22 protein-coding genes are annotated in these 23,327 nt (G+C 67.6%); 10 read left to right on the top strand and 12 right to left on the bottom strand.

Annotated elements, in window-relative coordinates; all coding sequences use genetic code 11:
* Positions 1-21: 21 nt before the first annotated feature.
* From ACS5PN_RS18245 to ACS5PN_RS18230, 4 genes are read right to left on the bottom strand one after another with little or no spacing between them, the layout of a single operon-like run.
* Positions 22-747: an IclR family transcriptional regulator domain-containing protein gene (locus ACS5PN_RS18245; RefSeq protein WP_439465402.1), complete on the bottom strand. Its 726-nt coding sequence runs from the start codon at positions 745-747 to the stop codon at positions 22-24.
* Positions 704-1,465, bottom strand: coding sequence for a 2-dehydro-3-deoxy-D-gluconate 5-dehydrogenase KduD (gene kduD / locus ACS5PN_RS18240; protein WP_439465401.1), 762 nt, complete (start codon positions 1,463-1,465; stop codon positions 704-706). Before kduD ends, ACS5PN_RS18245 begins: the two co-directional genes overlap by 44 nt.
* Before the next feature lie 5 nt (positions 1,466-1,470).
* Positions 1,471-3,888, bottom strand: coding sequence for a TonB-dependent receptor (locus ACS5PN_RS18235; protein ID WP_439465400.1), 2,418 nt, complete (start codon positions 3,886-3,888; stop codon positions 1,471-1,473).
* 34 nt (positions 3,889-3,922) lie between these two features.
* Entirely contained in the window at positions 3,923-5,725 is a 1,803-nt protein-coding gene (locus ACS5PN_RS18230) for a hypothetical protein (protein WP_439465399.1), read from the bottom strand.
* 67 nt (positions 5,726-5,792) lie between these two features.
* On the opposite strand from ACS5PN_RS18230, the gene ACS5PN_RS18225 reads away from it, so the two are divergent.
* On the top strand, positions 5,793-6,785 hold the full coding sequence (locus ACS5PN_RS18225; RefSeq protein ID WP_439465398.1) for a LacI family DNA-binding transcriptional regulator: 993 nt from the start codon (positions 5,793-5,795) through the stop codon (positions 6,783-6,785).
* A gap of 14 nt (positions 6,786-6,799) precedes the next feature.
* Here ACS5PN_RS18225 and ACS5PN_RS18220 read toward each other — a convergent pair whose 3' ends face one another.
* Positions 6,800-7,801 (bottom strand): LacI family DNA-binding transcriptional regulator, encoded by a 1,002-nt coding sequence (locus tag ACS5PN_RS18220; protein ID WP_439465397.1) that lies wholly within the window; start codon positions 7,799-7,801, stop codon positions 6,800-6,802.
* A 132-nt stretch (positions 7,802-7,933) separates the two neighbouring features.
* Here ACS5PN_RS18220 and ACS5PN_RS18215 point away from each other — a divergent pair, with 132 nt between their 5' ends.
* From ACS5PN_RS18215 to ACS5PN_RS18195, 5 genes are read left to right on the top strand one after another with little or no spacing between them, the layout of a single operon-like run.
* Entirely contained in the window at positions 7,934-9,229 is a 1,296-nt protein-coding gene (locus ACS5PN_RS18215; RefSeq protein WP_439465396.1) for an ABC transporter substrate-binding protein, read from the top strand.
* A complete protein-coding gene (locus tag ACS5PN_RS18210; RefSeq protein WP_439465395.1) occupies positions 9,226-10,095 on the top strand; it encodes a carbohydrate ABC transporter permease in 870 nt (289 codons plus the stop codon). Before ACS5PN_RS18215 ends, ACS5PN_RS18210 begins: the two co-directional genes overlap by 4 nt.
* On the top strand, positions 10,092-10,928 hold the full coding sequence (locus tag ACS5PN_RS18205; RefSeq protein ID WP_439465394.1) for a carbohydrate ABC transporter permease: 837 nt from the start codon (positions 10,092-10,094) through the stop codon (positions 10,926-10,928). Before ACS5PN_RS18210 ends, ACS5PN_RS18205 begins: the two co-directional genes overlap by 4 nt.
* A 5-nt stretch (positions 10,929-10,933) precedes the next feature.
* Positions 10,934-11,962, top strand: a complete 1,029-nt coding sequence (locus tag ACS5PN_RS18200) for an ABC transporter ATP-binding protein (RefSeq protein WP_439465393.1) — start codon at positions 10,934-10,936, stop codon at positions 11,960-11,962.
* Positions 11,959-13,152 carry an alginate lyase family protein gene (locus ACS5PN_RS18195; protein ID WP_439465392.1) on the top strand — a complete coding sequence of 398 codons (1,194 nt, stop codon included), beginning with the start codon at positions 11,959-11,961 and terminating at the stop codon, positions 13,150-13,152. The genes ACS5PN_RS18200 and ACS5PN_RS18195 overlap by 4 nt, the downstream gene beginning before the upstream one ends.
* On the opposite strand, the gene ACS5PN_RS18190 is transcribed toward ACS5PN_RS18195, so the two are convergent.
* Positions 13,139-13,339, bottom strand: coding sequence for a hypothetical protein (locus ACS5PN_RS18190; RefSeq protein ID WP_439465391.1), 201 nt, complete (start codon positions 13,337-13,339; stop codon positions 13,139-13,141). The two genes, ACS5PN_RS18195 and ACS5PN_RS18190, sit on opposite strands and share 14 nt — an antisense overlap.
* Positions 13,340-13,546: 207 nt before the next feature.
* Positions 13,547-13,753, bottom strand: a complete 207-nt coding sequence (locus ACS5PN_RS18185) for a hypothetical protein (RefSeq protein ID WP_439465390.1) — start codon at positions 13,751-13,753, stop codon at positions 13,547-13,549.
* Positions 13,754-13,937: 184 nt separating this feature from the next.
* On the opposite strand from ACS5PN_RS18185, the gene ACS5PN_RS18180 reads away from it, so the two are divergent.
* Both ACS5PN_RS18180 and ACS5PN_RS18175 read left to right on the top strand, forming a co-directional pair.
* Positions 13,938-14,882, top strand: coding sequence for a hypothetical protein (locus ACS5PN_RS18180; RefSeq protein ID WP_439465389.1), 945 nt, complete (start codon positions 13,938-13,940; stop codon positions 14,880-14,882).
* Positions 14,883-14,902: 20 nt separating this feature from the next.
* A complete protein-coding gene (locus ACS5PN_RS18175; RefSeq protein ID WP_439465388.1) occupies positions 14,903-15,310 on the top strand; it encodes a hypothetical protein in 408 nt (135 codons plus the stop codon).
* Between the two features lie 38 nt (positions 15,311-15,348).
* Here ACS5PN_RS18175 and ACS5PN_RS18170 read toward each other — a convergent pair whose 3' ends face one another.
* From ACS5PN_RS18170 to ACS5PN_RS18155, 4 genes are all read right to left on the bottom strand, one after another.
* Positions 15,349-15,960: an OmpA family protein gene (locus tag ACS5PN_RS18170; RefSeq protein ID WP_439465387.1), complete on the bottom strand. Its 612-nt coding sequence runs from the start codon at positions 15,958-15,960 to the stop codon at positions 15,349-15,351.
* A gap of 627 nt (positions 15,961-16,587) precedes the next feature.
* Complete coding sequence (locus ACS5PN_RS18165; RefSeq protein ID WP_439465386.1) at positions 16,588-17,235, bottom strand: dihydrofolate reductase family protein; 648 nt, start codon at positions 17,233-17,235, stop codon at positions 16,588-16,590.
* A 28-nt stretch (positions 17,236-17,263) separates the two neighbouring features.
* Positions 17,264-18,226, bottom strand: a complete 963-nt coding sequence (locus ACS5PN_RS18160; RefSeq protein ID WP_439465385.1) for an alpha/beta fold hydrolase — start codon at positions 18,224-18,226, stop codon at positions 17,264-17,266.
* Between the two features lies 1 nt (position 18,227).
* Positions 18,228-19,160 (bottom strand): hypothetical protein, encoded by a 933-nt coding sequence (locus ACS5PN_RS18155; protein ID WP_439465384.1) that lies wholly within the window; start codon positions 19,158-19,160, stop codon positions 18,228-18,230.
* Between the two features lie 152 nt (positions 19,161-19,312).
* Between ACS5PN_RS18155 and ACS5PN_RS18150 the strand changes: the two genes are divergently transcribed.
* Positions 19,313-20,728, top strand: coding sequence for a PLP-dependent aminotransferase family protein (locus ACS5PN_RS18150; protein WP_439465383.1), 1,416 nt, complete (start codon positions 19,313-19,315; stop codon positions 20,726-20,728).
* Positions 20,729-20,909: 181 nt separating this feature from the next.
* Here the strand turns inward: ACS5PN_RS18150 and ACS5PN_RS18145 are convergent, their stop codons facing one another.
* The gene (locus ACS5PN_RS18145; RefSeq protein WP_439465382.1) at positions 20,910-21,554 is read right to left on the bottom strand and encodes a glutathione S-transferase family protein; all 645 of its coding nucleotides are present in this window, start codon (positions 21,552-21,554) and stop codon (positions 20,910-20,912) included.
* A 184-nt stretch (positions 21,555-21,738) separates the two neighbouring features.
* Here ACS5PN_RS18145 and ACS5PN_RS18140 point away from each other — a divergent pair, with 184 nt between their 5' ends.
* Positions 21,739-23,190: a PLP-dependent aminotransferase family protein gene (locus ACS5PN_RS18140; RefSeq protein ID WP_439465381.1), complete on the top strand. Its 1,452-nt coding sequence runs from the start codon at positions 21,739-21,741 to the stop codon at positions 23,188-23,190.
* Positions 23,191-23,327 lie beyond the last annotated feature (137 nt).

Here is a 23,327-nt window from a genome sequence, read left to right as displayed (position 1 = left end):
GTAGCGCGATCATTTCGGGCGTCATCGGGGCGATCCCCAGCCCAGGCCCTGCGAGATGGCGTGGGTCGCGGCACGCAGTTGATGCGCCAGGCGCGCGGTGGCGGCCACCTCAAAGCGCATCGCCGGTACATGCACAGCCAGGCCGGCGACGGCCTGGCCGCGGCAGTCAAAGATGGGCGTCGCGATGCTGTGCACCTGCAGGGCGCGCTGTTCGCTGAAGCCACGCTGACGGATGTGCGCGAACTCCTCGTCGTCGCTGCGCCAAGCCAGCAAGGCCTGGCCGATGGCCGAGCCTCGCAGAGGCAGGCGCTGGCCAATGGGCAGCGACAGCCCCAAGGGTCGGATGGAGTCAATCTTGTGCAGGCAGACGATCTCACCCTCTTCCAGGGCACCGAGTTGCACCGCTTCGCCGAGAGCATCCGCGACGGCACGCATGGCGGGCTTGGCAGCGTCCACAAGCTCCGGCAGCTGCAATGCCTTGGCGCCCAGCTCGAAGGTGTGGGCCGTCAGTACCCAGGCCCCTTCGCGTTCGGCCACGTAGCCGAGGCTTGCCATCGTCTGCAGCAGGCGCTGCGCGATATGCGGGGTCAGGCCGATTCGCGCCGTCAGTTGCGCCGGCGTCGCCGCACGCAGATGACCGATGGCCTCCAGCAACGCGAAGACCTGTTGGACGGCAGCAACCGAATCCCTGGCCAGCATGGCATCACCGCGCCAGCCAGCCGCCGTCGACGGCCAGGGTGTGGCCATGCACATAGTCGGCCGCGCGCGAGGCCAGGAAGACGACCGCCCCCGACAGGTCCTCGGGCCGGCCCCAGCGGCCCGCCGGGATGCGGCCGAGGATGGCGTCGTTGCGGTCCGCGTCGGCACGCAGCTCGGCCGTGTTGTTGGTGCTCATATAGCCGGGCGCGATGGCATTGACGTTGATGCCCAGCGGCGCCCATTCATTCGCCAGGGCCCGCGTCAGGCCGAGCACGCCGCTCTTGCTGGCCGTGTAGGAAGCCACGCGCAGCCCGCCCTGGAAGCTCAGCATGGAGGCGACGTTGATGATCTTGCCGCCGCCGCCCTGGCTCATGAAGCGGCGCGCAGCCGCCTGGCTGAGCTGGAAGACGGCGCGCAGGTTCAGGTCGACGACATCGTCCCAGTCGGTCTCGCTGAACTCCAGCGCGCTGCGGCGGCGGATGATGCCGGCGTTGTTGACGAGGATGTCGACGCGACCCGTCAGCGCCGCGGCTTGCTCGACCAGCTCGGCCGGTGCGCCGTGGGCCAGGTCGGCGCGCAGGTCCAGAAAGCTCCGGCCGCAACGCGCGATCTCCTCGCCAAGGCCCGCGGCCTCGCTGCGGTTGAGGCCGACGATGTCGGCCCCAGCCTCCGCCAGAGCCACGGCCATGGCACGGCCGAGGCCGGTGTTGCAGCCGCTGACGACGGCCGTGCGCCCTTCCAGGCTGAATACTGCTGCTGCATCCATGGCGTTCAGAACTTCACATCGAGGCGGACCGCCGAATAGCTGAAGGCGTCGCGGGCCGGCGTCCACGTGGTGTGCGCGTACGAAGAGCCGCTGTTGACGGGGTTCACGCGCCAGGTGCCCAGGCCGCTGTAGCCGGTGTTGGCGTAGTGGTGGTCGAACAGGTTGTTGACGTAGAAGCCCAGCTGGTATTTGCCGGACTTGTCCTTCAGGCCGAAGCCGATGTTGACGATGGTCACGGCCGGCGAAGCCAGCGTCGGGTCCTGGTTGATATTGGTCAGCACCGCCGTGCGGCGGCGCAGATTGCCGCTGAAGAAGAGGTTGAAGGGGCCGTCCGGCAGGGCCAGGTCATAGCGGCCCGACATGCCCAGCTTCCACTTCGGCGCATTGGGCATGCGGCCGCCCGCCACGTCCTGGGTGTTCTGGCCGCCGTAGAGCGGGTTGTTGCGCACGCACTCCAGGTTGAAGCCGCCATTGGGCGAGCCCGCCACGTTGTAGCAAGGCGCGTTGGGCCAGTCGGTCACGGTGGCCTTGGTGTAGGCCATGTCGGCGTTGACGATGAAGTTGGGCGTGACCAGGGCCGCCACATCCAGCTCCACGCCGCGGGTCTGCACGCCACCGATGCTGTTCAAGCGCGTCACATAGGTCGACGTGCCGGGCAGGAAGCTGCCGGAGTTCTGCTGGTAGTCCTTGAACTTGGTGTTGAAGACGGCCAGGTTCATCGTCAGCCGGTTGTCGAAGAAATTGCCCTTCATGCCCAGCTCGTAATGCTTGGCCGACTCCGACGCCACCGGCTGCTGGGCGGCGGTGGCGGCGGTCAGGCCGCTGGTGATGTCGTAGGCCTTGCCCTTGTAGCCCGTCGACGTCATCGCATAGGCCATCAGCCCCGGCGTGAACTGGTGCTGCAGGCTGAGCTTGCCGGTCGTCGAGTCTTCCTTGTTGTCGCGGCTGGAATAGGTGGCCGTGGGCGTGAAGACGGCCGGCAGCGGGTTGCTCAGCGTCAGGGAGTAGCCCGAGACCTGGCGGTTCTGGCGCAGGCCGGCGACGAGCGTGGTGCCGGGTATGAACTCCCAGGTGGCCTGGCCGTAGATAGCGGTGTTGCGGTTGCTGGTGTCGCCGTAGTAGGCGATGGGCGTGGACAGCGCGATGCCGTCGAAGCCGCGATTGAAGAAGCGGTCGATGCTGTTCTTGGCCCACCAGAGGCCGGCCACGTAGCGGAAGTTGCCCAGGTCGGCCGACGTCAGGCGCAATTCCTGGGTCTTGGTGTCGATGACATAGGTGCCGTACTGCACATAGCCTGCGTCGCGGCCTTCGACGGACTTGCCCGCGGTGATGGGGTAGTACAGCAGGGTGTGGACGTCGGTGAAGTCCTGGTCGCGGTAGTCGTTGGCCGTGTAGCGCTGGCCCGAGGTGATGGAGGTCAGCGACATGCCGTTGGGCAAGGCCCAGTTCACACGCAGCGAGGCGCCCTTGATCTCGGACTCGATGCCCGTCGGCGAGTCCATCCGGATGTCGCGGTTGGTGGGGCTGGGCGTGATGCCGGCCAGCAGCAGCGAGGCCGGCAGTTCCTTGACGCCGTTCTGGTAGCCGGCCACCTGGTTGTTGGTGCCGAAGCTGGTCAGCGCGAAGGTGCAGCAGTCGTTGCGGGTCTTGTTGTAGGTGGGCGTGAACTCGACGTCGATGTCGTCCGTCGGGTGCCAAGCCAGCTTCATCATCAGCGTGCGGTCGCGGCTGCCGTTGACCTTCTTGCCGGTGCTGAGGTTGTTGAGGTTGCCGTCGAACTGGCTGGCCGCGGCCGCGACGCGCAGGCCGAGCTTGGGCGCGATCTCGCCGCCGACGGAGAAGCGCAAGCGCTCCTCGCCGTCATTGGTGACATAGGCGCTGGCGTCGCCGCGGATGGCGCTGCCGATGGGCTTGGTCGTGATCAGCAGGGCGCCGGCGATGGCGCTCTTGCCGAACAGCGTGCTCTGCGGCCCCTTCAGCACCTCGACGCGCTGCGTGTCGGCCAGGTCCTTGAAGGCCATGAACTGGGCGCCCATGGGCACGTCGTCGATGATGACGGACACGTCGGACTCGACACCGATGCCGATGGACGAGGTGCCGATGCCGCGCATGTTCAGGCCGTTGTTGGCCGGTGTCGTGCCGTAGGTGACGGAGAGTGCCGGCGTCAGCTCGATGACGTCCTCCAGCGAGCGCACATTGCTGCGCTCCAGCCGTTCAGCCGTGAAGACCGAGATGGCCAGCGGCACGTTCTCGAGCCTCTCCACGCGCTTGTTGGCCGTGACCTCGACGCGCTCCAGCTGGTTCTTCTCCGGTGTCGCGTCGGCCTTGGGCTTGGCCGCCTCTTGCGCCAGCGTGGCCTGGGCGGCCAGCAGCAGCAGGGCGGCGGCGATGGGCGTCATGCGCCTGGATGTGACCTCGTTCATTGCCTGTCTCCGTTTTATTTGATGGTTTGGTGGGCTAGCGGTAGATCAACGTCCACCGGACTTGAAGCGGGGCGTCCCTCTGTGGGGGCGCTCCCGAGAAATGCAGATGCGTGCGCGAAGGGCCGCTGGTCAGGCCGCGCAAGGCGCTGGTGGGCGGCTCCTGGACATCGAGGCGCTCATAGCCCTCGGCCTCGAAGCGCGCGACGACGCCGGTGTCGAAATCCACGCCAGCTCCCTGGGTACTTGCACCCGACGAGAAGCAGGCGAACTCCAGGCTCAGCGCGGCGATGTCCAGCGGCGCCGTGGGGCGCAGCACGTCGGTGCGGCTGATGCGGCCGGGGCCGAAGCGGTACTCGGTCGTCAGCGTCACCCGGGTGTCGAGCTGGGGCTGGTGGCCGCCGACGCGGTTCAGGCCGGGCTGGCTGTAGCTGAGGACATGGTCCTCGCCGTCGCGCCAGGCCTCGATGTGCTGGATGAAGGAGGTCGGCAGCAGCATGCTGCCGTCGGCCAGCGTCAGCCGGGGCAGCAGCTGGGCATGGGTAGCGCCGCTCTCCGGCCGGCCCTCAATGAGGCGGGGCGAGAAGGGAATCGGGTAGTAAGGCGCGTTGTCGTGCTGGCCCACGCCGCCGTTGATCAGCGGCAGCGTGAAGACCAGGCCGCGGTCGCGCCTCGTGACCAGCGCGCGCTCGTAGTTGCCACGCGCAAACCAGTTCAGCTTGAAGTCCGGTTGGCTGCGCTCCAGCCAGGCAGCGAGGTCGTCGGGCGGCACTTGGTCGGCCAGTCCCGCCTCCGCCCACAGCTCGCAAGTCGACAGCAGTTGATGAATGATGGAGAAGTTCTCCCCCAGCATGCGGTGCGGGCCGCGGTAGCCGTCGGTGCTGCGGCCGTGCTTCCACAGGTTGATCGAGTTCATGGCCGGGTCGAACCAGAAGTCGACGTACTTGGCCGCTGCACGCACGCAGAAGGCATAGGCCTGGCGGCTCTCCTCGGCATCCAGCACGCCCAGGCGGGCCGCGGTGGCGAGGATCTCGACGACACCGGTGTCGCCATAGGGGCCGATGCTGCGGCCGAAACCGAAGCCGTCGCCCGCCGCGCTGGCGCATTGCAGGGCCAGTTGGGCGGACTGGGCCAGCAACTCCTTGAGCCGCGGTGTGACCGGCAGCTCGGTCTCGATGAAGCGCTCGCAGAACTCGGCCGCCAGCAGGATGCTGTAGCGGTCGAAGCGGCCTTCGCCCTCGGTCTCGTCGGAGAAGCCGAACTCGCCGGAATAGCGCTCGTAATGGTCCAGGGTCTTGGCCAGCAGCGCCTCGCTGGCGGTCGCGTCCTCCCATCCCATCAGCATGCGCAGCCGCGCGATGCCGAAGGCGACGCCGTAGTAGTTGGTCGGCAGGGCCTTCAATCGCAGCGTCTTCTCGTCGACGAAGATGCGCCAGTCCAGCCGCTCGCGCAGCCGCGCCTGACTCTGTGCGTCGACAGCGGCATCCAACAACCCGGCCTTGCGCAGGCGGTTCAGCGCCATCAGCGCGTAATAGATGCCCCAGCTGTCGATGCGCATCTCGCTGATCAGCGCCATCAAGCGCCGGCCACCGGCGAGCGTGCCCGCGAAGGCCGCGTCGTCGCGCGGCGTCAGCGTCAGCAGATGCGCCAGGCCGATGGCGACCTTGCCGGGCAGGAAGACATCGCCCTGCTCGAACACCGGCGCACCGTTGAAGCGCGTCTGGAGGCCGTCGGCATCCAGCAGCGCGAAGTAGCTGGCCAGTTGGGGCAGCAGCTGCTCGCGCACCAGCGCGTTCAGCGGCATATCCTTGAGCGGCGGCTCATAGCGGTCAGCTTGCACGGCGGCTCCGATCGCTGTGGCCTTGGTAGAGAATCCGCGCCAGTCCAGCGCCGCCCACCTGCCCATCGTGCCTTCCACCAAGTCTCCTGCCACCCTGCGCGATGTCGCCGAGCTGGCCGGGGTGTCGACGGCGGCAGTGTCCAAGTTCGTCAACGGCAAGCAGCGCTTCACGCCGGCCGTCGAGGCCCGCATCGCCGAAGCCATTGAGAAGGTGGGCTACCGCTCCAATCTGGCGGCGCGCAGCATGGTCACGGGCCGCTCGGGCGCCATCGCGGCACTCGTCTACGGCGTGGAGAACCCCTACACGGCCGCCGTCATCAAGGGCGCCAGCCGCGCCGCCACGGCCTTGGGCTACGACCTGCTTTTCGTCGACCTGCTGCAAAGCGAATCGCCCGAGCGCGAGCTGGCCCGCGTGACTGGCATGCAGGTGGACGGCATCGTGCTGGCCGCCGCGCTGCCGACTGCCGCGCGCAAGCTGCTGTCCAGCTACGGCCGGCCCTTCGTCGACCTCGGCCGCGCCGCGCCCGCCGAAGCGCCCAGCGGCGACGAGCAGGCCGCGGCCATGCTGGGCCGCTATCTGCTGAGCCTGGGCCATCGCGACATCGCCTACATCGCCTGCGAGGCCCAGCCCGGCAATGCCGAGCGGCTGCTGGGCATGAAGCGTTCGCTGCAGGCGGCCGGCGTCGAACTGGCCGTGCATCAGGTGACCAACCCGACGGCCGAGGATGGCGCCAAGCTGGCGTCCAGCCTGCTGCTGGGCCAGAAGCGGCCGCAGGCGATTGCGACCTGCAACGACCTGATCGCCATGGGTCTGATTTCCGAAGCGCGTCACCTGGGCCTGACCGTGCCCCAGGACGTGTCGGTGGCCGGCATCGAGAACATGCCCTTCGGCCGCTTCCTGAGCCCGCCGCTGACCAGCGTCGACCTGCATGCCGACGCCCTGGGCGAGTGGGCCATGCGCGACCTCATCGCCGCCATCGACGGCGAGGCTGCGCCAGCCAAGGCCCACGACCTCACGCCGCGACTCGTCGTGCGGGGCTCGACACGAGCCGCCGCCTGATTGGAGCGGAGCGGTCATGACGCTCGCCGGCAGGTGGACTCGCGCACAACCAGGCGCGGCGCCAGCACTTCGTCGAAGGGGTGCTCCAGCTCGTCGTTGATGAGCTGCAGCAGGCGCTGCATGGCCACCTCGCCCATCTGCTCGCTGTTCATCGCCACCGAGGTCAGCGTGGGGCTGGTGTAGCGGCCGTAGGCGATGTCGTCAAAGCTGGCGATGGACACATCGCGCGGAATCTCCACGCCCAGGGCCCGCGCCTCGTTCATCAGGCCCAGCGCCATCAGGTCGTTGTAGGTGACGATGGCATCCGGCCGCTGGCCGCCCAGCAGCAGGCGCGATGCGGCCGACTCGCCGGCCTCGGGCGAAGGCGCGTCCACATCCAGCACCTCCAACTGGCGGCCCTTCTCGACCAATGCGTCGCTGAGGCCGCGGATGCGTTCGGCATTCCAGCGCGAGGACGGAAAGCCCACGTAGGCCACGCGGCTGTGCTCCAGCGACATCAGGTGGCGGCCGATCATCAGCCCGGCCAGATAACCGTCGGCGCCAACGCTGTGCACGCCGCCGTGACCGTAGCGGCCGAAGAAGACGACCGGCTTGCCCAGGGCCTTCAGCCATTCGATGGATTCATCGGCGAGCCGTGAGCTGACGACCAGGCCATCAACACGCCGCGACAGCGTCTCGACCAGATGGCGCTCCGGCGCCTTGCTCTCGGCCGTGTCGACGAAGGCCATGCTGTAGTCGTTGGCCTGGGCCACGCGGCTGGCCCCTTTGACGATGCCGGTGAAGTGCGGGTTGCCCAGGTCCAGCACCACCAGGCCGACCGCGCCGCTGCGGCCCGTCGCCATGGAGCGGGCCAGGTGATTGGTGCGGTAGCCCAGGCTGTCGATGGCGGCCTGGATGGCGGCTTCGACAGCCGGCGAAAAGCGCTGGCCGCCACTGCAGTATTTGGAGACCGTGGCCACGGAGACACCGGCGGCTTCGGCCACGTCGCGGAGGGTGGGGAGGCGTTTTTTGGTCATTTCAGTAAAACGTTTAACTGAATGATAGTGAGGCGATTTCAAAATGGAAGGCCGTTTCACGCCTTTGTTGCCAGGGTTTTCGCTAGACGCGCCGCTGTTTACTTGGTCGCCTGCAGCCGCAACAATGATTGGATGGTTAACCGCTTTACCTTGACTGCGTTGTCATTGGCGCTGCTGCCGATGGCGGCGCAATCCGCTTCGCCCGACGCGCCCCTGCATGTGTGGACACGGTCTTCCAAGGACGGCCGCAAGACCTATGACGCCATCGCCGCGGCCTTCACGAAGAAGACCGGCATTCGCATCGAGTACTTCAACGCGCTGAACGACTACGAACAGCGCCTGGCCCGCGCTGCCGTCGGCGGCCACATGCCCGACGTCATCGTCAACGAGCTGGGCACGGTGGGTCAGCTCGTCAACATGGGCGTGGCCACCGAGATCGATCGCACGCGCATTGCCGGCAGCGAAGACCTGCTGGACAGCGCGTGGAAGGCCGCCACCCTGCCCGACGGCAAGGTCTATGGCGTACCCACCTCCGTGCAGACCCATGTGCTCTTCATCCGCAAGGACTGGCGCGAGAAGCTGGGCCTGCCGGTGCCGCGCAACTGGGAAGACCTGGCCCAGCTCGCGCGCGCCTTCACCGAGCGCGACCCCGACGGCAACGGCCGCCGCGACACCTATGGCCTGGCCTTCCCCGGCGGTGCAACGCGCGGCTATGCGGCCTGGTATCTGAGCAGCTTCCTGTTCCAGGCTGGCGGCGAGTTCCAGCGCGCCGGGCCTGACGGCAAGATGCATGGCGCGCTGGACGAACCCACGGCCGTCGCCACGCTCAGCCTGTTCCGCCGCATGGTGTGCGAGGAGCACAGCGTGCAGCCCAATGCTATCAACGCGACGACACAGGAGACCAACAAGGTCTTCAGCTCGGGCCAGGCCGGCCTCTATCTGTCGGGCCCGTATCACATCGCACTGTTCGACAAGGAGCCGGGCAAGGACCACTACGAGGTCGTGCCCCTGCCCGCGGGCCCCAATGGCCAACGCGCCAGCCTGGCCGGCGGCGAGCTGGCCTACATCGCCCGCAACACCTCGCAGCCCGAACGCGCGAAGCAGTTTGTCGAATTCCTGATCTCGCCCGAAGGCCAGGCCCTGGGCACGCGGCCTCCGGCCGGTGGCCTGCCCGTCGTGCGCCTTCCGGTCAATCGCAAGGTCGACGCGGCCCAGGCCCATGGCGACGAGCGCTGGGCCATGGTGGCCCAGGAGTACGCAGAGCACGGCCACCCACTGCCGCAGGCGCGCAACTGGTCGCGGCTGCAGCAACTGGCGGCCGACGGCTTCAACGCCATCCTGGCGCATTGCAGCAAGGACATCCCTGGCGATCTGCGCGCGCTGAATGCCCGCTTCAACGCCGAACTCGCTCGCCAGGAAGCGCAATGACGCCGCGCCGCAACTTCAGCCGGCTCACGCCTTGGCTCTTCCTCGCACCGGCCCTCATCGTCTTCACCTGGTTCAAGTTCATCCCCATGGCCAAGGGCTTGGTGATGAGCTTCCACAAGGTCAACTTCGGCAGCCCCGACACCTATGTCGGCTGGCACAACTTCGAGCGCGCGCTGACCGATGCGGCGCTGCGCGACGCCGCTGGCCGCACCCTGCTCTATGTCTTCGTCACCGTGCTGTTGTCGGCCTCCATCGCCCTGCTGCTGGCCCAGGCCCTGCAAGGCACGGCGCGGCATATGCGCTTCATCCGCACGGCCATGTTCCTGCCGGCAGTGACCAGCGCCGCCGTCGCCGCCGAGGTCTGGCGCATCCTCTATGCGCCCACGCCGGACGGCGTCATCAACGCGGCGCTCGGCCTGGTCGGCATCGGCCCGCAGGGTTTCTGGTCCGATCCGTCGCAGGCCCTGGCCGCACTGATGGGCATGCATGTCTGGAAGCATGTGCCCTATGACACCGTCATCTTCGTGGCGGGCCTGGCGGGCATCAACAGCGAGCTCTACGACGCGGCAGCCGTCGACGGCGCCAACGCATGGCAGCGCTTCAGAGCTGTGACGCTGCCTGGCTTGGCGCCCGCCATCACCGTCATCTGCACTCTGGGTTTCATCCGCGGCTTTCGCGTCTTCACCGAGGTCTATGCAACGACGGGCGGTGGCCCGGCCGGCAGCACCGAGGTCGTCATGACGCAGATCTACAAGCAGGGTTTCCAGGAGCTGGACTACGGCTTCGCCGCCGCCGCCTCCACCCTGCTATTCCTCTTCACCGCGGCCCTCACCGCCGTCTACCTCGCCTGGCGCCGCCGTCGATGAAATCGCCCCTGCTGTCCCTCGCGCCGCGCGCCCTGCTCTATGGCCTCGTCCTCATCGTCTTCGCCGGCCCCTTCTGGGCCTTCCTGATGACGGCCTTCTCCGGCGTCACCGTCGCACCGGGCCGGCTGCTGTGGTGGCCCGAGCAGCCCACGCTGGAGAACTTCCGCTACGCCTGGGTGGAGGCCAAGGTCTGGCGCTATCTGCTGAACTCCAGCATCGTCGTGCTGGTGGGCACGGTGCTGCAGCTGTCGGTCAGCGCCTTCGCCGCCTATGCGCTGGCGCGCAAGCGCTTCCGCGGCCTGGCGGCGGTCAGCTTCCTGATCCTGTCGACCATGATGATGCCCGACGAGGTCATCGCCATCCCGCTCTTCATCGTGCTGGGCAAGCTGCCTCTCGTCGGTGCCAGCCTGCACGACACCCACCTCGGCATGATCCTGCCCGTCGTCGGCTGGGGTTTCTCCATCTTCATGCTGAGCGAGTTCATGCGCGCCATTCCGGCCGACCTGGAAGAGGCCGCGCGCGTGGACGGTGCCAGCGACTGGCAGATTTTCTGGCACGTCATCCTGCCGCTGTGCAAGCCGGCCCTGGGCAGTGCCGCGGTGTTCGGCTTCATCATGATCTGGGACCAGTACCTGCTGCCCCTGCTCGTCACCAACGACGAGAACCTCTACACGCTGCCCGTCGCGCTGGCCACCGTGCGCGCTGACGAGACCATGAAGCCCGCCGTCTTCATCGCCATCAGCGTCATCGCCATGCTGCCCAGCATCCTCGTCTACCTGGGCCTGCAGAAATCCTTCAACCGCGGCCTGCTGGCCGGTGCCGTGAAAGGCTAGTGAGAGTGGCTGCCATTGAACTGAAGGGCGTCGGCAAACGTTTCGCCCAGACCGACGTCATCAAGAACGTCGACCTCTGCATCGCCGACGGCGAGTTCTGCGTCCTCGTCGGCCCCAGCGGCTCGGGCAAGTCCACGCTGCTGCGCATGATCGCGGGGCTGGAGGAAGCGACCAGCGGCCAGCTCTTCATCGGCAGCCGCGACGTCACGCATGAACCGCCCAAGGCGCGCGACATCGCCATGGTCTTCCAGAGCTATGCGCTGTACCCGCAGATGACGGTGCGCGAGAACATGGGCTTCGGGCTGAAGCTGATGAAGCGCCCCGCCGAGGAAATTCGCCGCCGCGTCGACGAGATCGCGCGCATGCTGAGTCTGGAAGCCCTGATGGAGCGCAAGCCTGCGGCCCTGTCCGGCGGCCAGCGCCAGCGCGTGGCCATGGGCCGGGCCATGGTGCGCGAACCTGCGGCCTTTTTATTCGACGAGCCGCTGTCCAACCTCGACGCCGCCTTGCGCAGCGCCGTGCGCCAGGAGATCCGATCCCTGCACGCCCGCCTGCGCACGACATCCGTCTACGTGACCCACGACCAGGTCGAAGCCATGACCATGGGCGACAAGATCGTCGTGCTGCGCGACGGCCGCATCGAGCAGAGCGGCAGCCCGGCCGAGCTCTACGACCGGCCGGCGAATCGCTTCGTGGCCGGCTTCATCGGCTCGCCGGCAATGAACTTCTGCACCCTGCCTGCCGGCTTCGCAACTTCGCTGGACGCGACACGGTTGCAGCTCGGCGTGAGACCCGAGCATCTGCAGCTGGGCCGCACGCCCGATGCGGCAGCGGTGTTCGAAGGCACCGTCGAGGCGGTGGAGTTCATGGGCGCCCAGTCCCAGCTCAGCCTGCAGACGGCGGCCGGCCCGCTCGTCATCAACGTCGCAGACCGCCCGGGCCTGAACGCCGGCGATCGCATCAGCGTGTCGGCCCCGCGCGAGCGCCTGCATTTCTTCGACACGCAAAGCGGCCTGCGCCAGGAGGCCGCATGAAGCGCCGCGCCCTGCTGCTCGCGGCTATGGCCAGCCAGGTGCATGCGGCTTCGCAAGAGACGCCCCTGCTGACGCTGGACCGCAGCGCCCTCGACGAGACGCGCCGTCGCCTCGCCGCCGGTGATCCGCAACTCACCGCCGCCCACGCCACCCTGCTCGCGCGCGCCACCAAGGCGCTGAAGACGCCGCTGCGCAGCGTCACCGACAAGAAGCTGCTGCCGCCCTCGGGCTCGCGCAACGACTACATGAGCATGGGCCCCTACTGGTGGCCCAACCCGGACACGCCCAACGGGCTGCCCTACATCCGCCGCGACGGCCAGCGCAACCCGCAGGTGGCTGGCGAGGCCCTGGACTCCGACCGCATGCAGGCCTTCTGCCGCGACGTCTTCGAGCTGACCCTGGCGCATCACTTCGGCGCGCCCGACAGCCATGCCGACAAGGCCGCCGCCGCGATCCGTCATTGGTTCCTCGCGCCCGAGACGCGCATGACCCCGCATCTGCGCTACGGCCAGGGCATTCCCGGCATCGTCGACGGCCGCGCCGAAGGGCTGATCGACACGCGCAATCTGTGGATGGTCATCGACGCGGCCCTGCTGCTGAACGCCCGCGGCGCGCTGCCCGATGCCGCCCTCGCCGCGCTGCGCCAATGGTTTGCCGAGTTCACGCAATGGATGCAGACCAGCCCCATCGCCCATGACGAGGACAAGGCCGGCAACAACCACGGCATGTTCTTCGACGCGCAGCTGGTGAACTACCTGCTCTTCACCGGTGAGAACGACAAGGCGAAGGCCAGGCTGGCAAGCGTCGTCGCGCGGCGCATCAGGCCGCAGATCGAGGCCGACGGCCGCATGCCGCGCGAGCTAGCGCGCACCCGGCCCTTCCACTACTGCGCTTTCAATCTGGAAGCGGCGACGCGCCTCGCGCAATACGACCCCGCACTGTGGCGCGAACCGCGCCTGCTGCAAGCCATCGCCTATCTGCAGGCGGCGGCACTGTCACCCGCGAACTGGAAGTACGTCACGCCCACGGAGCCCACCCTGGAGCCCGACAAGCTGCTGCCCATCCTGCTGATGACACGTCACGCGACGAAGCAGGAACAAGCCCTGCTGGAGCCGCTCGCAGCCTCACGGCCGGCGGAACTCGACTGGTTGATCTGGCCCGCGCCCGCGAAGCGCGTCAACGCGGCGTGAGCCAGGTGCAGGCGCCGTTCGACGCCTGCTTGTTGCTCTGCAAACCGACCGGTGTCGTCTTGCTGAGCTTCTTGGCCAGCTGCTCGACATAGCCCTTGTCCGGATGCCAGGGGCCGGAACAGAAGGCATCACTCGAGAGAGTGACTCGTCGGGTATAGATGACCCGCCACAAGAGTACGTTGTCCACTTCAGCAACTTTGCTAACGTCCTGAAGAAATGGTACGAAACGCTCTTTTTGGCGTCACCACCATCGGTCAACAGACCCGCATGGAATGCCGCTTTGTTCACGCATTTTCCGCGCGTGCACGACTGGGTCATATTGACATTTCGACCGTTGTAGGCAACTCACCTACAGCGGCTGTCAAGAACTCCCGGCTTGCGTGTTCAACGCATTTCAGCGCCGCGACTGCGCTTGCATGGGCCGGGCCGACCACAGCGGCTGCCGGGCCAGTTCCGCAGCGGTGACTTCATCGGCGGTCACCGCGTATTCATTGCTGCTGCGTTCCACGAAATAGGCCGAGCGGTAGCGCTGCAGCAAGCCTCCGAGCGCCTTGCGGGCCTGGTTCGAAGGGCCGTTGAAGGTGAGGGTCAGCGTGGTCATGGTCTTCTTTCAAGGGTCGAGGGCATGGCCCCCGGTCTTCCTTGAACGTGAGTGTGCCGGCACGGTTGACGTCCCTGGTTGATACAGCTTGTGAGCAGTCCGGCGGCAGCATCCTCAAAGCTGAGGAATGGCGCGCCCGCTTCACGTCGTATGGTCCTGCACGCAGACACGACAAGGAAGCACGATGCGACTCCTGACCCAACTGATAGCCGTGCCGCTGGTCCTCGCTTCGCTGGGCGGCTGCGCGAACTTCGACACCATCCGCGCCTTCGCCAAAGACGGCTCGTCCGTTGCGGCTGCGGCGCAGAAGGACGTGGACATCTATTCGACCTCCTGCACAGACCTCAGGACGGAGCAGCGCCTGCTGGCCTATGCGAGGGGCGAGGCCGATCCCAAGCCGCCGAGCAACGCCGCCTGCCAGGCGTCCGTTGACGCGGCGCAGACCGTGGCGGCCTCGATGTCCGTGCAACTGCTCATCAAGTACCACCAGACACTGAACGCCCTGGCAGGTGATGACAACTGGACACTCTCCAAGGAGATCGAGGCGCTCGGCACCTCGGTCAAGAACGTGAAGGTGGACGGGCAGGCGCTGGCTTCGGCCGATGATGTCGACAAGTACCAGAAGGCCTTCGCGGCCATTGCCGACCTGCTGGTCTCGGCCCTGCGGGAACGGGAGGCCAAACGCCTGCTGCAGCAGGATTTCGACTGGCCGCGCGTGCTTCGGCCGCTGCGCTACTGGTACGGCGGGCCCGACGGCAAGACAACGTCGCTGTACTCCAACGCCTGCCGGGTCATCAAGACCGAATGGACCCTCGTTCGCAGCGAGTATCTGGACTACATCCGATGCGATCGCAAGAAGCCCGGCGCCGCCACGCCTTGCGAGCCGCTCACGGCCAGCACCCGGCTCATCGCCAACGAGGCGAAGAGCCGGCCGGTCGAGGCTTGTGCCCCGGGCGCGAACAACGCCTTCCCCGACGCAGCGGCGGCGCGGGTGAAGCTCATCGACAGCTGGCTTGAAGCCAACAACGAACTGCGTCGAACGGCCTTCGACAAGGATCCTCGCGCGCTGCAGGCGCGGCTGTCGGCCCTCAAGGATCAAGTGGACGCCATCAAGGCGGCCCTTCAGTAACCGCCCCCGGGAGATAGAACATGGCCACCGACCCTGACCACACGCTGGATATCGTTGCGAGGGACCTCGCGCTCATCAACGCATTGGGCAGCGCCGCCGAAGACCTGGCGATCCGGTCAACCGCCGACGGCATCTCCGCGGCGGACCGGGCAGCCCTGCGCAACAAGGCCAAGACCGCCAACGAGCAAGCCGGCGCCTTGCTGACGAGGGGCACCGTGGAGCTCTTCAGCGACCCGCCGGACGATGCGGTCCAGCAGATCAACGACGCCTTGGCCAAGACTCAGGAGACGCTCGAGAGCATCAAGAAGGCCAAGAAGGCCATCGAGTTCGTGGGCGCGCTCGTGGGCGTCGCCGGCGCCGTCCTCACCGGGGACTGGAAGGCCATCCTGAAGAGCCTGGATGGCTTGGCGAAGAAGCAGGAAGGCTAGACCGCGCCGGATGCGACGCGAACGCAGCCTCCCCCAGTTCAGCGCATCACGATCAGCTGAACCCGCCGGTTGGTGCTGCGGCCTTCGCGGGTATTGTTGTCGGCCAGGGGCGCAGATTCGCCGTAGCTGATCGTCGCCATGCGCGCCAGCGGCAGGCCGGCGCGGGACAGGTGCAGGCGCACGGCCTCGGCCCGTTTCAGGCCCAGCTGCTGGTTGATCGCGTCGCTGCCGGTGGCGTCGGTGTGGCCCTGGATTTCGATGTACACCGGCTTGTCGTCGGCCTTGAGCTTGGCGACGAGTTGATCGAGTTCCTGGCCAGCCTGCTCGGTGAGCTGGGCGCGGCCCGAGCTGAACTTGATCTTGTCGTCGGTCAGCACGGTGCTCATCAGCAGGCCGGGCGGCTTGGGCAGGTTGGCGGCGGCCTGGGCCCGTGCCGCGGCCTCCCGCTCCAGGGTCTGAATGCGCGTCTCGCTGCCCTGCAACCGGCCATCCAGGGCCTTGAGGCCGTCGTCATGCGCCTGCACACGGGTGCCCAGGCCGTCCACGCTGGTCTGTACCGGAGCAACGGTCTCCTTGACGAAATCCTTGGTGGCGCAAGCGCTCAGCAACAGGACGCTGCTGGCAACGATCAGGGGCGAAAGTCTCGTCATCGGTGAACCCGTGAAGTAAGCAAGAGGCGCGACTCTAGGCAGTACTTCACGGAAAAACGTACCCAGCTGTGAGCAATCCTTGCGGCGCTAACCGGGGTGAACAAAGGCTTACTGTTCTGCGTGAGGGCGTGATCGACGCCAGCACCCCTCAGGTCCAAGGATGCTTTCGCGCGTGAACCCGTCCGCGCATTCGGTGCCACTTCAAAACGCGCGGCTTGGCCGACAACGCGGCCCAATCAGGCGATGCCGGTGTCGGTCAATGGTCGGTATAGCGACGCTCGACCGGCGCGCGCACGCGAAATCAGGCTGCCACGGCACAACGAACTAAAAGGGGCGCCTGATGCGCCCCTTCGTCTACCGTGTCTCAGACTTTATTGGCGCGGAACACCAATGACTGCAACAAATAAAGTCCGTCGGGACTGGCTCGGCTAAGTGGTTGACTTTCCTAGACCAGTGCCGCGTTGGAAAGTTCGTCGGAAGCTCTGGAATCTGCGCTGGTGCCAGAGCACCGTTAAACAAAGTCCGTCGACGCAGTTGCGTCCACAAGTTTTAGCCTGGCTGAAGACGAAGCCGCGGCGAGACAGTGTCATCAACGAGCACAAACCTAGGCCCGGTCCGGTTCGCTGACTAGCGCGCCCTCGTCATCAACAAGTGCAGTGCCTGTGCCGTGCCTTCTCGCTCGATAACTCGCCAACCCAGCGCGGGCATGTCGAGGCCGCCCAGCAGCGATTCGCCGCGGCCCAGAAATACGGGCGAGACGGCCAGGTGCATCTCGTCGATGAGCCCGGCCTGCAGGTACTGACGGATGGTGGAAACACCCCCGCCAATGCGCACGTCCTTGGCAGCAGCAGCCGCCTTCGCGAGCTTGAGCGCAGCCTCGGCGCCGCCAGTCACGAAATGGAAGACCGTGCCGCCCTTCATCTCCAGCGACGGCCGAGCGTAGTGGGTCAGCACGAAGACAGGCACGTGGTACGGCGGCTCATCACCCCACCAGCCCTTCCACTCTTCGTCCGGCCACGGTCCGCGCACCGGGCCGAACATGTTGCGGCCCAAGATCCAGGCGCCCACGTTCTCGAAACTGCGCGCCGCGTAGCGGTCGTCTGTGCCCGTGCTGCCGCCCTCGGCACCGAACATGCGCTTGAAGATGCGCGTCGGAAACATCCATTCGTGCATCTGCTCGCCGCCCACGCCCAGCGGCGCCTCCAGACTCTGGCGCGGCCCCGCCCCGAAACCGTCGATGGACACGCTGAAGGCAGCGACCCTGACCTTGGACATCTTGAAGTCTCCTGTGTGAGTGGATGCATCAACGCGCTTCGCGGCCCTGCAGGAAGGGCAGCACGACATTCGCCAGTTGCGGCGACGCGCAGATCTCGTAATGCGTGAGGTTAGGCAAAACCGCGAGGCGATGTGTGGGCATGTGTTCGCGCTGCCAACCGGCGTCCTGCAGCCCGCCTCCCAGCAGGTGCCAGAAGGCCACCATGTGCTCCGGCCGGATCATGTCGCCATCGCCATAGACGAGCAGCACCGGCATGCGCAGCTGCCGTATGTCGGACTGCCAATCGAAGGGCTCCCGCAGCACGTCACCCACGGCCTGCAGCAGCGCGGGAAAGTCCTCGGGCCGCGGCGCCACCTCGGCATACGCCGAGTACAGCGGCGTGCCGCGCATGGCTGGTGCGGCCGCGGCGCCGAGGTGGGTTTGCTGCGCCACGATGTCCGGGAACCAGCCGTCGTTCGCGTATGGCGTGGACACCAGTGCCAGCCGGCGCACCCGCTCAGGATGCTGCACAGCCAGCCTCAGCGCTACCCATCCGCCCAGCGAATAGCCCATCACATCGGCCTGCGGCACCCCGAGGCGCGCCAGCAGCTCGGCCATGTCGTCCGCCATCGCCTGGCGCGACAGCGGCCTCCTGTCCGGTGGCCCGAGCGCCGTGCGACCATGGCCTTGCAGGTCCACTTGGATGACCTGGCGCTGCCGCGTGAACAGCGGCACGACAGGCGTCATCGATCGCACGTCGTTCAGGCCGCCATGCAGCATCAGCAATGGAGCGCCTTCGCCGTGGATCTCGTAGTGGTAGTCCACGCCGCCGATGGCTTCGTGCCCCGAGCGGGTGAGGGTTGCAGCGGCATTGGTCGTGGGCATCTTGGAGGTCTCCAGCGGTGCTTGTGTCGATGTACAGCCCACCTGGGCCGCAGCGGCCGCCAGCGCGCACAGCACGCCGGCCGCCCACCACCGCAAGGGGCCAGGTTTGAATGGGGATCGCGTCATGTCATGTGCTCCAGCTCAGCTGCAGGCCGCACAGGCCCGCCACGATGAGGGCCGCGGTGACGGCCGATGCGGCCAGACCCACGCGCCAGGACCGGTTGACGACTGCCGGCCGCCAGCCATGCGCCAGCAGCACCACGCGCAGCCCGCAGGCCAGGTGGCCCAGCGTGCAGAACGCGCCAAGTGCGTAGTGCGGCACGAGGCGCACGCTCCACGCGTCTGCCAACAGCCCCGTTGGTGCGCCCGAGGCCCAGGCCCAGTTCGTGTCCGTGCCGTGCAGCAGGCGCGCCGACACCAAGGCCGAGTTCATGTGCGTGATCGCAAAGAAGCCCACGTACACGCCCGTCACCACCTGCACCGCGCGGTAGCCGTCCATGCGCAACCGGCTCCAGCGCCACGCGAGCCAGGAGCCCAGCGCCAACTGAAGCAACAACAACGACACCAGCATGGCCTCCACGGCCGGCAGACGGTAGACACTACGGCCCGCCTTCATGACCGCCGCATGTGCCGCCGGGCCCAGCAGCCCGAAGAGGTGGTTGACCAGGTGAAAGACGATGAAGGCCAGCACCCCGGCTGCGATCAGGCCGTGGGCCACACGGGCGGTCACGTCCGCCTGCGGTGCCTGAGCGGGCGGCAGCTCGCGCCGCCCCATCCACGTCCACAGCGCGGCAGCACCCCACGCCGCCACCCAGGCTATCGGCTCGGGCACGGGCCGGCCCAGCGCGCCGAGCAGGAAGGCGACGAAGACGAAGAGCGGCGGTGCTGCGGCCGCCAGCAAGGCCAGCCGCCGCGTCCGGTGATCGAACGCCGACCACGGCTCTTGGCCAGCCTGGCGCAGCCACCATGCCGCCGCCAGCAACGGCATTGCAAACGCGGCAAGCAGAAAGGGCGGCGCAGCCACCGCGTGGAAGGCCTGCAGCCAGAACGGGTAGGCCATCGCCGCCAGCGCGGGAGCGAGGGAGGCCGCCTGAGTCAGCACACCTGGGCGTCGGGAAGGAGGTTGAACCATCGCAGCCATGACCCCAATGTCCCGGAGAATGGCCCGGTCCAACAGAGCCAAATCCTTGCAATTCGACTGGGCCATGATCCATGACCGCTGACTCCTTGCTCAGTTCGCTCCGCCTTGAATTGGCATCGGCGTTGCCGCTGCAGCAGCAGGTCTACCAGCGCATCCGCGAAGCCATCGCTGACGGGCGACTGGCACCGGGCGAGCGCCTGCCATCCACGCGCAGCCTCGCCGCGCAACTCAACGTGTCGCGCGGCACGGTGGACATGGCCTACGGGCGCCTGGCCGGCGAAGGCTGCATCCTGGGTCGGGGCGCGGCTGGCACGGTGGTCGCCCCCGATCTCCGCCCGGCCTCGCTGGCGCCGCGGCCTGCAAGCGCTGCACCGGCGTCGGCCTTCACCGTGCCGGAAGACTTTCTGTGGCCGTTCCGGGGTGGCATGCCCGCGCTGGACCTGTTCCCGCGCACCCAGTGGGCGAGCCTGGCCACGCAGGCCGCGCGGCGCCTGGACGCAGCACGCTTCTGCTACCCCGACCCCCGCGGCCTGCCTGAGCTGCGCGCGGCCATTGCGGCCTACTTGCAAGTCTCGCGCGGGGTTGCTTGCAATTCGTCCCAGGTGTTCATCACTGCCGGCTACCAGGCCGCGTTGCAGCTGGTCGTGGGCCTCGTTGCGAGGCCCCAGGACGAGGTGTGGTTCGAGGATCCCGGCTACCGATTTGCCCGGCGCGCCTTGATGAGCGCCGGCTTGCGGCTGGCCCTTGTGCCGGTCGATGCCCAGGGGCTGGACGTCGACCATGCCCGGCGCGAGCATCCGGGCGCGCGCCTGGCGGTCGTCACGCCGGGCCACCAGAGCCCGCTCGGCGTGCCCTTGTCGCTGCAGCGCCGCAGGGGCCTGCTGGACTGGGCGAACGCCGCCGAGGCCTGGGTGCTGGAGGACGACTACGACAGTGAATTCCACTACGTCGGCCGCAAGCCTGCCGCGCTGAAGAGCATGGACCGGCATGGGCGCGTGTTCTACGCCAGCAGCTTCAGCAAGACGTTGTTTCCAGGCCTGCGGCTGGGCTGCCTCGTCGTGCCCGACGCATGGATCGAGGCCACCACGGCCGCCTGCGAGCTGTCCAACCGCGGGCACGCGCTGCATGAACAGGCCACATTGGCCGCGTTCATGGTCAAGGGCCACTACGCGCGCCATCTGCGGCGCATGCGACTGAGCTATGCCGAGCGCAGCACCGCGCTCACCTTGGCCCTTAAGCAGACCTTTGGGCCGCAAATCGAATTGGCAGCGCCCGAAGGCGGTTTGACCTTGCTCGCGCGCTTTCCTCGCCATGCGGCCGACACCGATTTGGTGAAGCAGGCGCGCAGCCAGGGCCTAGCACCGTCGGCGCTCTCCGCGCACGCTGTCACCCATCCCGTCGGGCAAGGGTTGCTGATCGGCTTCACGCACGTGAAGCCGGAACAGGCGCTGGACATGGCGGCTCGGTTGAAACGGGCGATCCTGTAGAAAAACGCTGCTCCGCGAATGCGAGTCGCTGCCATGGCCAGACGTTTGCGAGCAAGTCGCCAGACCACGCCGAATGAAGTTTGCTAGCTTGCCGCACCTTCCGTCTGACATCCAAACCGGCCGGAACCCGGCCGAGCCCGTCTTTGCGGCCTAGGCAGATGGGGTGGTGCTTTGAAGAGGGTCAAGCCGCTTCCACGCGCTCGCAATAGGCCTTGAAAGCCCGCTGCCACGCCGGCCGAGCGAGGCACCGGTCGCGGTAGGCCACGAGGCCGGGGTAGGCCTCGATGAGCGACTCGTCCTTCACGCCCGCTGACAGCACGTGGGCCATCAGGATGTCGGCGATGCTGAACTCGGCCGTCGCGACGAACTGGCGGCCAGCCAGCCAGCCTTCCAGGTTGCCGAACACGCGGTGCACCCAGCCGACGAGGAACTCGCGCGGCTTGGCGCAGCTGCCGTCGGCCGTCCAGTCGTGCACCATCAGCGCGAGCAGCGGCGCCTCGACGGTGTCCAGCGCGGCGAAGCACCAGCGCACAACCTGGGTTTCGTCAGCGGCTTCTGCCGGTATCAGGCGGCCCGACTTCTTGGCCAAGTGCAGCAGGATGGCTCCGGACTCGGACATCACGAGGCCGTCGTCGTCGATGGCGGGGATCTGGTCGAACGGGCTGAGCTGGTGATAAGCCGGGGTGTTCAGTTCGCCGGCGGGGTGGTCCATGCCGACGATCTCAAACGGCAGTTGCATCTCCTCCAGCGCCCACAGCACACGCAGGTCACGGGTGTGGGTGCGGGCGCCAGCATTGACCTTGGCGAAGCCGTAGACCTTGAGCATGAGAGCCTTTCTTCATTGAGCTGGCGGCACGATAACGACGTCGACGGCGGCCGCACAGGCACAACCTGGGTCGAAGTGAACTGGTACAGATGGCGGCCTGTATTGCGCCGGCAAGCGCTGTGCCGATCGAACCGGACGCCATCTGTGTCGGTCTCGCGGCGTGTGCGCAGAACAGAATGCCGTCATGTCGGAGCCAGACCCGCCCGGAACGCTCTACCTGCAGATCGCCGATGCCATCGCTGCGCCCATCCGCGCCGGCACGCTGGCTCACGGCGAGCGCATCCCCTCGGTGCGCGAGCTGGCGCGTCGCCATGGCGTGGCCCTGGGCACCGTCGTGCAGGCCTACCGGCTGCTGGAGGATTCGCGCCTCATCGAGGCCCGGCCGCGCTCAGGCTATTTCGTTGCGGCCCCGGCAGCGCAACAGGCTGGGCTGCCGGAACCCGAAGCGTCACGGCCGCCGGCCAGCTCGCTGGCGGTGGACGTCAGCTCTTTGGCGGAACGCGTCATGTGCCTGGCCCATGAACCGGGCTATGTGTCATTCGGCGCCGCCTGCCCCAGCCCCGAGCTGTTCTCGCAGGAGCGGGTGCGCCGCGCCGTGGCCCGCGCGGCGCTGCGCCAACGTGCCGCGCTCACCGAGTACACGATCGGCCCTGGGGATGAGAGCTTGCGCCGCGCCATCGCCCGCCACGCGCTGTCCCTGGGCTGCCAGCTCGACCCGCACGACCTTGTCGTCACCAACAGCTGCCTGGAGTCCATCGCGCTTTGCTTGCGCGCCGTCACGCAGCCAGGCGACGTGGTCGCGCTGGAGTCGCCCACGCTGTTCAGCTTCCTCGTTATCTTGGAGAGCCTGCACCTGCGCGCGCTGGAGATCCCCACCCACCCGCGCACGGGCCTGTCGGTGGACGCGCTGCAGCAGGCTTTCGACAAACAGCCGGTCAAAGCGGTGCTGTCCGTGCCGACCCTCTCCAACCCCATTGGCGCCACGATGCCGCAGACCGAGCGCCGGAGCCTGGCGCAACTCGTGGCCGAGCGGCGCGTGCCCCTCATCGAGGACGTGCTCTGCAACGACCTCGCCGCACATGACGAGGCCCGCCGTGCCGTGCGCGCCTACGACCCGACCGGCCACGTGATGCTTTGCGGCTCCTTCTCCAAGACCGTCGCGCCGGGGCTGCGCCTGGGGTGGGTGGACGCCGGCCGCTGGAGCACGCCCGTCGCCCGCCTCAAGCAGGCCACCAGCGGCAGCCAGTCCGCCGTGCTGGAACATGCGCTGGCCGACCTGCTCACCCAGCCCGGTGCCGAGGCCTCCCGCCGCCGCCTGCGAGCCGCGCTCGCCACCCGCGTTGACGAGGCCCGCAGCCTCATCGCCCGCCACTACCCGGCCGGTACCCGCGTCACCAACCCCGCCGGCGGCCTCATCCTGTGGGTGGAACTGCCCCGCGGCGTCGATGCGCTGGCGCTCTTTCAGTCTTGTCTGGAGGAAGGCATCGTCATCGCGCCGGGGACGATGTTCAGCGCGACGGACCACTTCCGCCACTGCATCCGGCTGGGGCTGGGCGGAGAGTGGGACGAACCGCACCGTGCGGCATTGAAGCGCGTCGGCACACTGGCAACTGCAATGGGCCAATCGCCCTCGTGAAAGCAACGCTCGCCCAGAATCCATCGAGTTCAATGCCGGCCGCCAACTTTGCGTGGACTCGACGGCTGCCGCAACTGTGCTGGTGCGCGCGCTTCCCCGCCTGGGCCGGACGATTTGCGGCCCGGCGCCCGCGCCGG

The organism is Roseateles sp. NT4, assembly GCF_051857475.1.
In the GTDB taxonomy this organism is placed as follows: Bacteria; Pseudomonadota; Gammaproteobacteria; order Burkholderiales; family Burkholderiaceae_C; genus Pelomonas.
The sequence above is the reverse complement of the archived record's forward strand: the minus strand, read 5'-3'. Positions and strand labels throughout refer to the sequence as shown.